Origin of the sequence: Variovorax sp. GrIS 2.14, from assembly GCF_046115955.1 — a bacterium.
Lineage (GTDB): Bacteria > Pseudomonadota > Gammaproteobacteria > Burkholderiales > Burkholderiaceae_C > Variovorax.
This window is the reverse complement of the sequence record NZ_JBJXIA010000006.1, coordinates 1-11,565: the sequence shown is the minus strand read 5'-3', so window position 1 is coordinate 11,565 and position 11,565 is coordinate 1. Positions and strand designations below refer to the sequence as shown.

At 61.3% G+C, this 11,565-nt stretch carries 11 protein-coding genes and 2 pseudogenes; 9 read left to right on the top strand and 4 right to left on the bottom strand.

Features of this window, described 5'->3' with window-relative positions; genetic code table 11:
* Window positions 1-142 precede the first annotated feature (142 nt).
* The 6 genes and pseudogenes from RCH10_RS11745 (at window position 143) to RCH10_RS11720 (ending at window position 7,298) form a co-directional block, all read left to right on the top strand.
* Complete coding sequence (locus RCH10_RS11745) at window positions 143-739, top strand: sigma-70 family RNA polymerase sigma factor (RefSeq protein ID WP_409052496.1); 597 nt, start codon at window positions 143-145, stop codon at window positions 737-739.
* Window positions 736-1,377 (top strand): DUF1109 domain-containing protein, encoded by a 642-nt coding sequence (locus RCH10_RS11740; protein WP_409052495.1) that lies wholly within the window; start codon window positions 736-738, stop codon window positions 1,375-1,377. Before RCH10_RS11745 ends, RCH10_RS11740 begins: the two co-directional genes overlap by 4 nt.
* A gap of 130 nt (window positions 1,378-1,507) precedes the next feature.
* Window positions 1,508-2,743 (top strand): exonuclease subunit SbcD, encoded by a 1,236-nt coding sequence (gene sbcD / locus RCH10_RS11735; protein WP_409052668.1) that lies wholly within the window; start codon window positions 1,508-1,510, stop codon window positions 2,741-2,743.
* Window positions 2,740-3,309 (top strand): annotated as a pseudogene (locus tag RCH10_RS11730) (AAA family ATPase); the annotation flags it as partial. The gene sbcD and the pseudogene RCH10_RS11730, both read left to right, overlap by 4 nt.
* Before the next feature lie 555 nt (window positions 3,310-3,864).
* Window positions 3,865-6,207, top strand: a complete 2,343-nt coding sequence (locus tag RCH10_RS11725; protein ID WP_409052667.1) for an SbcC/MukB-like Walker B domain-containing protein — start codon at window positions 3,865-3,867, stop codon at window positions 6,205-6,207.
* A gap of 128 nt (window positions 6,208-6,335) precedes the next feature.
* Window positions 6,336-7,298, top strand: a complete 963-nt coding sequence (locus RCH10_RS11720) for a GSU2403 family nucleotidyltransferase fold protein (protein ID WP_409052494.1) — start codon at window positions 6,336-6,338, stop codon at window positions 7,296-7,298.
* Here RCH10_RS11720 and RCH10_RS11715 read toward each other — a convergent pair.
* The 3 genes and pseudogenes from RCH10_RS11715 to RCH10_RS11705 form a co-directional block, all read right to left on the bottom strand.
* Window positions 7,282-7,791 carry a DUF1993 family protein gene (locus RCH10_RS11715; RefSeq protein WP_409052493.1) on the bottom strand — a complete coding sequence of 170 codons (510 nt, stop codon included), beginning with the start codon at window positions 7,789-7,791 and terminating at the stop codon, window positions 7,282-7,284. The two genes, RCH10_RS11720 and RCH10_RS11715, sit on opposite strands and share 17 nt — an antisense overlap.
* A gap of 255 nt (window positions 7,792-8,046) precedes the next feature.
* Window positions 8,047-8,331: pseudogene (locus RCH10_RS11710) on the bottom strand (NIPSNAP family protein).
* Window positions 8,332-8,387: 56 nt separating this feature from the next.
* On the bottom strand, window positions 8,388-8,873 hold the full coding sequence (locus RCH10_RS11705) for a helix-turn-helix domain-containing protein (protein ID WP_409052492.1): 486 nt from the start codon (window positions 8,871-8,873) through the stop codon (window positions 8,388-8,390).
* 244 nt (window positions 8,874-9,117) lie between these two features.
* Between RCH10_RS11705 and RCH10_RS11700 the strand changes: the two genes are divergently transcribed.
* The 3 genes from RCH10_RS11700 to RCH10_RS11690 all read left to right on the top strand — a co-directional run bounded on the left by RCH10_RS11700 (window position 9,118) and on the right by RCH10_RS11690 (window position 9,752).
* The gene (locus RCH10_RS11700) at window positions 9,118-9,309 is read left to right on the top strand and encodes a hypothetical protein (protein WP_409052491.1); all 192 of its coding nucleotides are present in this window, start codon (window positions 9,118-9,120) and stop codon (window positions 9,307-9,309) included.
* A 47-nt stretch (window positions 9,310-9,356) separates the two neighbouring features.
* Complete coding sequence (locus RCH10_RS11695) at window positions 9,357-9,497, top strand: hypothetical protein (RefSeq protein WP_409052490.1); 141 nt, start codon at window positions 9,357-9,359, stop codon at window positions 9,495-9,497.
* A 63-nt stretch (window positions 9,498-9,560) separates the two neighbouring features.
* Window positions 9,561-9,752 carry a dioxygenase gene (locus RCH10_RS11690; RefSeq protein ID WP_409052489.1) on the top strand — a complete coding sequence of 64 codons (192 nt, stop codon included), beginning with the start codon at window positions 9,561-9,563 and terminating at the stop codon, window positions 9,750-9,752.
* Between the two features lie 62 nt (window positions 9,753-9,814).
* Here the strand turns inward: RCH10_RS11690 and RCH10_RS11685 are convergent, their stop codons facing one another.
* Complete coding sequence (locus RCH10_RS11685; RefSeq protein WP_409052488.1) at window positions 9,815-11,521, bottom strand: glycosyltransferase family 4 protein; 1,707 nt, start codon at window positions 11,519-11,521, stop codon at window positions 9,815-9,817.
* Between the last annotated feature and the right edge of the window lie 44 nt (window positions 11,522-11,565).

Genomic DNA, 11,565 nt, shown 5'->3' with positions numbered 1-11,565 from the left:
AGAGAAGGAATCGAAACGGCATCAACAGACATTGCAAGCCCTCAAAAACATCAATGTAGCGACCCCCTTGTGAACTGGCAAGCCAGCGCACGGCACAATTCTTTGACCTCTTTTTTCGCCAGTGCCGTAACCGATCCACCCCATGCCACGAATAACAAGGGACAGCAATACGGGTGTGCGCGGCGCCAGTGCCGGCGAAACGGTCGAGACCGTCCTTCGTGATTTGTTCCTTCGTGGACTTACCGGAGACGCCGCGGCGTACCACACGTTCCTGTCGAAACTCTGCGCGCACCTTCGCGCGTTTTTGGGCAAGCGCCTGTTCGGCTGGCCCGATGAGGTCGAAGACCTCGTACAGGAATGCCTGCTCGCAATGCACAACCAGCGTCACACGTACCAGCCCGACCAGCCCTTGACGGCATGGGTGCATGCCATTGCCCGCTACAAGATGATCGACTTGCTGCGCTCCAAATCGATCCGCGAGGTCTTGCACGATCCGATCGACGACGACCTCGAAGTCTTCGCCGCGTCGGCTACCGATGCCAGCGATGCCCGGCGCGACCTCGGCGGCCTGCTCGCCACGCTGCCCGACCGGCAACGCCTGCCGATCGTCCACGTCAAGCTCGAAGGGCTGTCGGTCGCCGAGACCTCGCGGCTCATCGGCATGTCGGAGTCGGCCGTCAAGGTCAACGTGCACCGCGGCCTGAAGGCACTCGCCGCCCGCTTCAGGAGCGCCCCATGAAGACCGATGACCTGGTGACGATGCTGGCCAACGGTGTGGCGCCGGTGCCGCGGCATGCCGCATCGCGGCGCGTGACGTGGGCCGTCGCCGTTGGCCTGCCGTTGTCGCTGGCCATCCTGGTCATCGAATACGGCCTGCGACGCGACTTGGTCGAGGTCATGTTTTGGCCGATGTTCTGGGTCAAGCTGCTGTTTCCGGCCTGCATCGCGGTCGCCGGCTTCGTGATGCTGCAGCGGCTGGCGCGTCCCGGCGTGCCGGTACGGCATGCCTGGTGGGGCGCACTGCTGCCGGCTGTGTTGGTGTGGGCGTTGGCGATCGCCGCCTGGCTCGGTGCATCGGCCGATACGCGCATGCCCATGTTGATGGGTCAGACCTGGAAGACCTGCGCCTTCAGCATCTGCCTGATCGGACTGCCGGTGTTCGTGGCGGCGATCGTTGCGCTGCGAACCTTGGCGCCAACGCGGCCCGCGCTCGCAGGCGCTGCGGCAGGTGTGCTAGCCGGTGGGGTCGGCGGCAGCGTGTATGCGCTGCATTGCGTGGAGCTGACGGCGCCGTTCCTCGGCGTCTGGTACGTCGGCGGGATCGCGTTGGCGGTGGCGATCGGTGCGGCGGTGGGGCCGCGGCTGCTGCGCTGGTAGTCAAGCCAAGTGACCAGGCACGAGGTACTGACCCGACCGGTGCGGGTGAGTCGCGCATGCTCGCGGGTGTCTCGGTCCCAATCGGGATAGCGCCCCGATGCAACCAATCAAAACCCAGCAACCAAAGCCGATGCGCATTCTTCACACATCCGACTGGCATCTCGGCCAGCATTTCATGGGCAAGAGCCGCCAGGCGGAGCACCAGTGCCTGATCGACTGGCTGCTGACGCAAGTCGATGCATATGCAGCGGATGCAGTGCTCATCGCTGGCGACATCTTCGACACCGGCTCGCCCCCCAGTTATGCGCGCGAGCTGTACAGCCAACTGGTGGTTCGACTGCACGGCGCAGGTGTGGCGCTGCTGCTGCTCGGTGGCAACCATGATTCGGTTGCGACACTGGGCGAAAGCCGCGGATTGCTCGCCTGCCTGAACTCTACGGTGGTCGCGACGGTAGACGATCCCGCAAGCCAGGTCGTCGTGCTGCCGTTGCGGGGCGGCAAGGGCGAGGCGGGTTGCATCGTCTGCGCGATTCCTTTCATACGCCCGCGCGACGTATTGCAGAGCCAGGCCGGACAGAGTGCCGACGAAAAACAGCAGTCCATGCGAGCCGCCATTCAGGCCTATTACCAATCGGTCTACGAGGCGGGCCTTGCACGGCAGGCGGAACTAAAAAGCGAACTGGGCCGCGTCGTGCCGCTCATAGCCACCGGGCATCTCACCACCGTGGGCGCCACCAGCAATGAGTCGGTCCGCGAGATCTATGTGGGCTCGCTCGATGCCTATCCCACGTCGGCGTTTCCGCCGGTGGACTACATCGCGTTGGGGCACATTCACAAGCCGCAAAAGGTTGGTGGACTCGATCACATTCGCTATTGCGGTTCGCCCATTCCTTTGGGGTTCGACGAAGCGCGGCAGCAAAAAGAGATGTTGCTGGTGGACCTGGGCGCGGACGGACTGACGGCCATCACGCCGCTGATGGTGCCGCGGTTCCAGCCGTTGATCTCTGTCGGCGGCAACTTGATGGCGCTGGCCAGTGCCATCACCGCAGCCGCTCTTGAAGGGTCTGCTGCGCGACCGGTCTGGCTGGAAGTCACCGTCGCGGAGGACGACTATTTGTCCGACTTGCCTGCGCGCATCGAGGTCATGACGCAAGGCTTGCCCGTGGAGGTTTTGCGCGTGCGGCGCCAGCGTGGCAATGCGGCAGCCAGCATGGCTGGCGAGGTGACCGAAACCTTGGATGAACTCAGCCCCCACGATGTATTTGCGCGCCGATTGGCGCAAGAAGAACTGACGCCTGAACTGCTGGTGGCCTTGAGCCAGCGTTACCGAGCCATCGTGACCGGTCTCACGGAGGGTGCTACTTGAAAATTCTGAGTCTGCGCCTGAAGAACCTCAACTCACTCAAAGGTGAGTGGACGATCGACTTCACCGAATCCCCCTTTACCGACAACAGCCTGTTTGCCATCACCGGCCCCACCGGCGCGGGCAAGTCGACCTTGCTCGACGCGATCTGTCTGGCGCTGTACCACGAGACGCCGCGCCTGAAGAGCATCTCGGCATCGGCCAATGACATCATGACGCGGCACACCGCCGATTGTCTGGCCGAGGTGGAGTTCGAAGTGAAGGGCGCTGTGTACCGCGCCTTCTGGAGCCAGCGCCGCGCCCGCGACAAAGTCGACGGCGCGCTGCAGGCTCCCAAAGTGGAACTGGCCAGCGTCGACCGGACCAGCGGCGCAGGGACGATCTTGACGAGCCAAAGCGGCGACAAGCTCAAGCGCATGGCGGAGATCACCGGCCTCGACTTCCCCCGTTTCACCAAGTCCATGCTGCTGGCCCAAGGCGGCTTTGCTGCCTTTCTGAACGCCAGCGCCAACGACCGGGCCGAGTTGCTGGAGGAGCTGACGGGCACCGAAATCTACGGCGAAATCTCCAAGAAAGTGTTCGACGAGGCGCGACAGGCCAAGCAGCAACTGGAGCAACTCAAAGCTCGCGCAGACGGCGTGGAACTGTTGACCGCAGACAAGCGCGAGGCCATGCAAGGCGACGTGAAGCGTTGGGGTGATGAACTGCTGGGCGTGCAAGCCAACCAGCAGGTCACCCAAGCACAACGCCAATGGCAGCTGAACCTGGCGCAAAGCGCGCAAGAGGTGCAAAGCATGGAGGCGCAAGGCATTGCAGCGGCAGCGGCGCTGGAAACCGCCGCACCCGAACTTCGCCGCCTTGTCGAAAGCGAGCCAGCGCAAACGCTCAAGCCGCTGCACCACGCTTGGCAACAGGCGCAAGCCGCATGCAGCCATAGCGAAACCGTGCTGGCAACGCTCCACGTCGATCGGCAACGCGAGACCACCGCTCACTACCGGCAGCACCACCTTGCCCAAACGCTGTCCAGCCAGATCGCGCAGCATGCGCAAGACCAACTCACGCTGAGAAAAGGCGAGCATCAGCAGCTCACCGACTTTTGCGCAACGCACCCACAACGCGCCGCCTTGGGCGAACGCCTGGGCAGTTGGCGCCAACAGTTCGACCAACGCCATCGGCTGCAACACAACCTAGTCACCCAGCAACAGGCTTTGCAGGCGCTGAAAGAAGAGCAAGCGGCCCGCAGCCGCAAGCTCACCGCACAGAGCGCGCTGGTGGATGCAGCGGCGCTGGCAAAAACCGCATCGGCGTCCGCGCAGCAGTCGGCGCAGGCCGCACAAGACCAACGCCTGGCAGGGCAAACGCCTGCGGGTTTGCGCGCGCTGTGGCAGGCCGAGCAGGGCCATCTGAACCGCTGGCAACAGCTGGAAGCTCTGGCCAAACAGCGTCGTGAACTCGCGACCCAGCAAGCCACGCTTGCTGCGGACGTGCAGCATGGCAACGCCAAGATAGGGACGCAAACTGCTGCGGTGTCAGCGCTGCGGGAAGAATACAAAACGGTGAAAGAGCAGGTTGCAGACAAGCAAAAACTGCTCGACCAGGAGCGCCGCATTCAAAGCCTGGATGCGCACCGCCTGGCATTGCAGCCCGGGGAGGCTTGCCCCTTGTGCGGTGCCGTGGAACACCCCGCAATCGATGCTTACCAGGCGCTCGATGTTTCAGCCACCGCCGCCACCTTGAAGCTCAAACAAGATGCGCTCGAGAAACTGAAAACACAGGGGGAAATCGCCTCCGCCGCTTTGGCTGCGAGCAACGCCCGCCAAACGGAGCGGCTGAACAGTCAAGAGAAAGCCGCACAGCACATCAGCCAGTGGCAAACCGTTTGGACCGCGTCGATCAGCCTGGTGAAAACCACGCCCGCATTGACCGTTGACGATTGGCACAGCGCCGAGCACTTGGCCGGGGGACAGCAGACTGTTGCACAGGCTCTCGTCCAACTCGCCAACGATCTGCAAGCCGCGGAGACGGGCGAACAGACGATTCAGCGCGCCCAGGCAGCCGCCAACCAAAGCGCCCAGGCGTTGCAGGCGGCACAGGGCCAGCTGGCCCTGATGCGACAGGCGGCCGAGGATTCGCAGGTGCGCCAGACGACGCTGGTGCAAACCGGTCAAACAAATCAGGAAGAGCTCGCGACCGTGGAGGCGAGCCTGCAAACCACACTGGCCGAAGCCGGCTACGCGCTGCCAGCCGATCCCAAGCCGTGGCTACAAGAGCGAGACGGTGAGTGGCAACACTGGCAGCAGACCCAGCGCCAACTTCAGGCGCTGGCCCAAGCCATCACCCGCCAGCAAGCCCAGTGCGACGCGACACAGACAGAAGCCAGCTCGTGGGCGCAACGATGGACCGACCTGCAGGCCCGCGCGGATCAACCCGCGATGGCCTCGCCCGCGCACAAGGAAGTGGCGGCCGATGAACTGCCGGCCGCGCTCGCCGCTTGCACTCACGACATCGCCATCCTGACCCAAACCATCGCCGCCCTGACGGGCCGACATGCGCAGGCAGAGGCAGCTCTCGCGCAACAACGCGCAGCCTTACTGGATGCGGAAGGCGCGTGGCACACCGCCCTGAACGCCAGCCCTTTTGCCGACGCGCCAGCGTTCGAGGTCGCACTTTTGCCCGAGCCCGAACGCCAGCGCTTGAGTGCGCTGAAAGATTCACTGAACGCCGCGCAACAGCGGGCCAACGCACTGTTGCAGGCCGCACGCGACAAACAAACGCAGTTGGAAGTACAAGCACTCACGCCACTCGCCGCCGAAGAAATCGTTGAGCAAATGGAGGCGCTAGAGGCGCAGCGCAGTGCCCTCAGCGAACAAATCGGTGCCCAGCGCGCCTTGCTTACGAGCGATGCGCAACACCGCCAAAACCAGCAAGCCCTGTTTGCGCAAATCAGCGAACAGACCGGAGAGGCCGATATCTGGCAACGGCTGGACGGCTTGATCGGCTCTGCCAGAGGCGACAAGTTCCGCAAGTTCGCCCAGGGGCTCACGCTCGACCATTTGCTGCACCTTGCTAACCGGCACTTGGCGCGCCTGCATGGCCGCTATCTGCTGCGCCGCAAGTCCACCGGGGAACTGGAGCTGGACATCGTGGATGCGTGGCAGGGCGATGTGACGCGCGACACGCGCACCCTGTCGGGCGGCGAAGGCTTTTTGGTCAGCCTCGCGCTGGCCCTGGCGCTGTCGGATTTGGTGAGCAACAAGACATCCATCGATTCGCTGTTCCTCGACGAAGGCTTTGGCTCGCTGGACGGCGACACGCTGGAGATCGCGCTGACAGCGCTGGATTCATTGAACGCCAGCGGCAAGATGATCGGCATCATCAGCCACGTGGAAGCGCTGAAAGAGCGCATCCCCGCGCAGATCCGGGTGGAGAAGGGCGGGGGGATTGGGCATTCGCGGTTGGTGGTGTAGTGCAAAACTGGCGTGCGGCGTTCGAAGAAGATAGATAAACGCACTAAAAAATGGCTAACAAAGACACCTAACTCATTGTTATTTATTGTGTTTCGGCAAAAAATACAAAAACATTAAAATGTACCGAAATGCATGAACTCAGCCCCGCTATCACCCGCCAGTACATCGATGCTGTCGCCGTGTTCGAAGCCTTGGATGACGCCTTAGCAGAAGCGGCCCAGGTGCGCGGTGGGATGTATTGGCATGCGGGGACCGCGTCGTCGCCAGAGTCCAGATACCTGGTGCGCACCACGCCTGCGGGGGCAGAGAAAAGTTTGGGCCCGGACACGCCTGAGACGCAAGCCATTTACAACAAATTCACCCGAAGAAAGCAGGCCAGCGCCGAACGGCTTTCCAGCCTGAAAGCTGCGCTGGACCAGCAGCAGCGCATGAACCGCGCCCTGCGCGTCGGCAGGGTGGACCCGCTGGTGGTGGCGCTTCTCAACCGGTTGGCCAGCACGCAACTCAGCGAGCACTTTCGCGTGGTCGGCACCCATGCCTTGTATGCGTACGAGGCCGCCGCCGGGGTCCGCCTGGATGCAGACGCCCTGGCCACGCGCGACATCGATTTGCTGTGGGATACGCGCAAACGCATCGTTTTTTCCACCCAGCTCGCACGCGTGGACAGCTCCATGCTGGGGGTGCTCAAAAAGGTGGACCCAACGTTTCGGATGCGCCAAAGCCAAAAGTACACGGCAGTCAACAAAGACGGCTTCGAGGTCGACATCATTCGCCGCGAGCAGACCGACGACGACCCGCACCCCATCAAACTCAGCGACGAAGACGACGACTTCTGGGTGGCCCAGGCCCACCGCGCCAACGTACTGCTCGACTCGCCGGGCTTCTCTGCCGTGATCGTTGCCACCAACGGCACCATGGCGCGCATGAACACCGTGCACCCGGCCACGTTGATGGCGTTTAAACGCTGGATGGCCGGGCAAGCCGATCGCGACGCCCTCAAACGCCGTCGTGACGTGCTGCAGGCCGATGCGGTGCAGGTGCTGCTGGAGCAGTACTTGCCCCAGATTCAAGAGGTCAGTACGCGCCCATGAAGTCACGCTTGCCAATGGGCAAGCCGTTGTGGCGCAGGATGTCGTAGCTCGTTGTCACATGAAAGAAGAACTGCGGCAAACCGTAGTTCGCGAGGTAGGTCTGCCCACTGAGCTTCTTTTCCTTCGGCGTGCCGGGGCGCAAGACGATTTCGGCGCTTTCCTTGCCTTCAAACTGCGACGCGTCGACGCTGTCCAGAAACGCCAAGGTTTGGGTCAACAGCACATCCAGATCGGCAAAGCTCTTCTCCTGGCCTGCAAAGGTCGGCACCTCCACCCCGGCCAGACGCGCCGAAACGCCGCGTGAAAAATCGGCGGCAATCTGTACCTGCTTGAGCAGCGGAAACATGTCGGGCGCCAACCGCGCTTGCAACAGGGCGTCGGGCTCGATCGACTTGCTTGTGGCGTGCTCGCTGGCCTGGGCAAGGATGGTCTTCAGCGCCGTCAGCATCTGCTTGAAGACGGGGACGGAGTGGTTGTACATGGAGCTGGTCATGGGGGGGGGCTTCTGCGGGTAAACGGAGGAGGAAGACGGTGAGGGGCAGCTGCGCCAAGGGCTGAGCGCTTTCAGGCGCGTGTAACCCTGGTTTGGACAGCTTTGGATGAGGCGCCTGGTTCGCGCTGCGATGGCCCCGCCGGGCACTGTAACCGGTCGCTGCGTGAGCCAAGTGCTTCGGAGCTTCAAGTCCCCGTGTCTTTGGCGCTGTCGGGCCTGGTGAGCAACAAAGCCTCCATCGACTCACTCTGCGGCTTATCCAAGTGCGGAAAACGACGTCGGCTTGAGGAATGAGTTGGCCGTGCGAGCCACGATCGGTCCATTGCTTTTGCCGGCCGTCCGGGCGGTCAGCCACTCTGCATCCTTAAAAAAGGCGTCCCACCGGACTTCGCGTTTGGCCAGATCGGTCTAGGCCAGCAGGTAGGTGAGTTCGTTGCTGTCGGGCCCGATCACCGGCGGGAAGAAACCGACGGGCCGGAAGCCATAGCGTTCCCAAATCCTTAGGGTGTGGTTTTGAAAGCGGGTCAGCATGTGTGGCATGCGTCCAAACATCGCTGTTTAGATTCGCAGTTCGTAGAGCATGTCTTTCCGTTTTTTTATCCGGCGTCCTGACTGATTCGGGGTGATGTCATCAGGATTCGTTCCAGCCGCTCGCAGGCGGCTTCCAATTCGATCAGATTTGCGGGGGAGCCAATACACAGGCGGACCGCAACCTCAGCGCGCAGTCGCTCGTTCTCTTCGCGCAGGGCGTCCGCCGAATCGGGGATGGCCTCGGGCGGTGTCTCTGAGCAACGTCGTTCTGGCTTCGTATCTGGCTTTGGCATGGTGTTCCCCAGAGCTTGCGCGTCGCCCTCAGCAATGTCGCGTCGCCAGACCACAACCTGGTTCGGATTGCGGATGTTATAGATGGCGGCGACCCGACGGCTGGACAGTCGCTCACGGTCCTGATGTGACAGAACCTCCAGCTTGAATTCCGAACTGTCCGCGCTGCGTTTAGGGTGCAAGCCGTCGATGCCATGCAGTCGGTAACGACTCACCCAAGTGCGGATCTTCTCCTCGGGCACGTTCCACCGCCGCGCCAACAGCTTGCTCCGCCTTCACCAGCCAGAAAGCTATTGACTGTCCGCGCCAACAGCTTTGGCGCGAGGGTGCATTAATAACAAAGTGAAGGTGTCGTGGTGCGGGTCCGGAGCCATCTTCTTTTTGCGTGGAATGGTCGCTGCGCGCATTTCGATGGGCGAGCGTCGGACAGTCACTTTTTAATGTGTCGGCCGTTTGCGGCGGCTCGGGCACCACGCTCACCGCGCTGCGCGGTATCGAGAAAGCGTGACCTACTGGATGGCTTTGGCGTGCGTGGTGGCAGCCTTCGGTGCCGGACTGGCGGGCGCGATGTACTTTGTCGGCAATCTGCGCATCAGCCCCGACGCGACGTTCAGCGTCAATGGGCAGCGTTCACGATCTTCATGGTTGTCATTGGCGGCATCGGCCGCATTGATGGACCGCTCGTCGGCGCTTTGATTTTCTAGGCATTCAACAAATTCCTTAGCGACTATGGCATCTGGTATTTGATCGGCCTCGGCCTGCTCGTCATCGTGGTCACCATCTTCTTCAAGCAGGGCTTATGGGGCTACGCGCAGCAGCGCTGGGGCTGGTCGCTCTTACCCACGCAACGCCGTTTGATGGAGGTGCCCGGTAGAAGCGCCTGATAGAGGTGACTGATAGAGGTGACCAACATCGCCGGCTGATTCAATTTCAGGAGACAGTACTTCATGAGAAACATCGGCGAAAACACCATCACCGCCGCCGTGCTGGAAAGCATCGCAAGCTGCGACGACCCACGCTGGAAAGAAGTGATGTCTGCCCTGGTCCGTCATCTGCACGACTTCGCGCGCGAGGTGAAGTTGACACAGCTCGAGACTTACGCTTTCGGGGAGAACGCGCACCTCAGTCCGACGTCCTAGCCGACGCGAACCATTGTGGTCGGTCGAAGGTCGGTGTCTTCCATACAAGCGCCGTGCGTCTTCTAGTCAAGTTGTCGCGAGCCACCACGCAAGCGCAACAATTGCTTGCGCAGTCGATCCCATAAGTTAGCGACGAGGTACTCGTCTTTGAGATCGATATGCGAGTCTGCGATCACGCGCGCACGGTTTAGAGTGCCGTCCAACCCCAGTTTCCACATAAGTACAGGAACTTTGTGTAGCCTGACTGCGTAATAGCCAGGAAATCGCCTCATGTCCTTTAGCAATTTGGAAGTCAGCATTGCGCTAGCGTCGGTCGCGGGTGATCCGATCTGCGTCGCTTTTGCCGCGGAAGACGCGGGTCGCTGACCTCTGCGTAGACCTGCAACCTCGTCAAGTCGTCGTCGCATTGCCAGACCGACGACCGAGGCTGACAACTGCGCATTTATCGTTCGCTGACCGGCCTTGCCAATTTCTTTACGCCATCCCGGCTCTGTCCACATCCGCCGCATCAGGCGTGCAGCAGCATCGGTCCGCGGCTCGGCCCAGACCGTTCCCAAAGGATAGGGGCCGTGGGCTTCTTTGCTGCGAATGAGGTCAAACGGGACCAACGCAGCGTTGCCATCGTGGGTGAAATCAACATTTCCGCTCCACCCCGTTGCCAATACAGGAACCCCATAGGCCATAGCTTCGGCTATCGATAGTCCGAAGCCCTCGGACCGGTGCAATGAAACGAAGCTGTCGATTGTCGCCAGTAGTCGAAAACGTTCTGTACTTTCGAGTGTCTCTGTCATGAACGACACTCGGAGTCCACGCGCTGATTTACGCAGTGCATCCAGAATCTCGGGGGCCGCATATCCGTTGAGTGTTTTCACGATCAGCCGAACTGGCTCGTGTGGTCTAAACGCTTTTATGAAGGCGGCCAACACACCCTCTGGATTTTTTCGAAACGGCACAGATGCCACGTCGAACTGGAACATGAAAAGGAATTCGTCTGGCGCCACTTCCGGAATTTGTGATGCCAGCCAAGCGCGGTTCGGCACTACTTGCGGTGGCATCACCATAGGCGGCATCACCAACACTGGAATTGTGGTTTTCGCACGAATGGCGTCTGCAATGAACTGACTTCCAGCCCATATTTCATCGACCAGGTCAAACCGGTCTACCCACCTATCGGGAAACTCGGGTGTTTCCCAGTACCAGCAGCCAATGCGATAAGGCGTAAGTAGCTCGCTTGGCAATTTTGCGAGCACCGCAGGCAGCATATCTGCGTTGCAGCCCAGAATCGTCGCCGCGGGCGTGCCGGACATCCACTGCAGCCCGACGATTGAATAGTCGCCCATGGGGGCGTTGGCTTCCATAGAGATGTCGTGGTTGAAGACCACAACTCCTGCCGCCTCCAACGCAGCCACGCTGTTTCGAGCCGCTTCACCTACACCCAAGTGGGATCTGAGATAGCCCACGTAGTTTGCGTCCATGCGGCTGGCATTGGCGGTCGGACCCATGCGCTCGATCAATTTGCGACTCAGCCCCATCTCTCGAAGGCCGGAGGTGCGTAGCCACGCCATCAGGCCAACCGAGTCGCGGCCATCCTGAAAATTACTGACGAGATCCGGGCGCAACTGCAAAATGGCCCGAGAGTAGCGACTCAGGTGGTCATTCCTCGCAGGACTCTCTGCCCAGTTCAGAAAATGTGGATCCTCCAGAGGATCTCCCAGCTCTAGGGATGGTCTGCATAAGTCCACCGCAACATCTGCTTGAACGTTGACCACAGATGAGTCAAATCAGCCTTGGCACCAGTGGGTTCGAGCTCTCC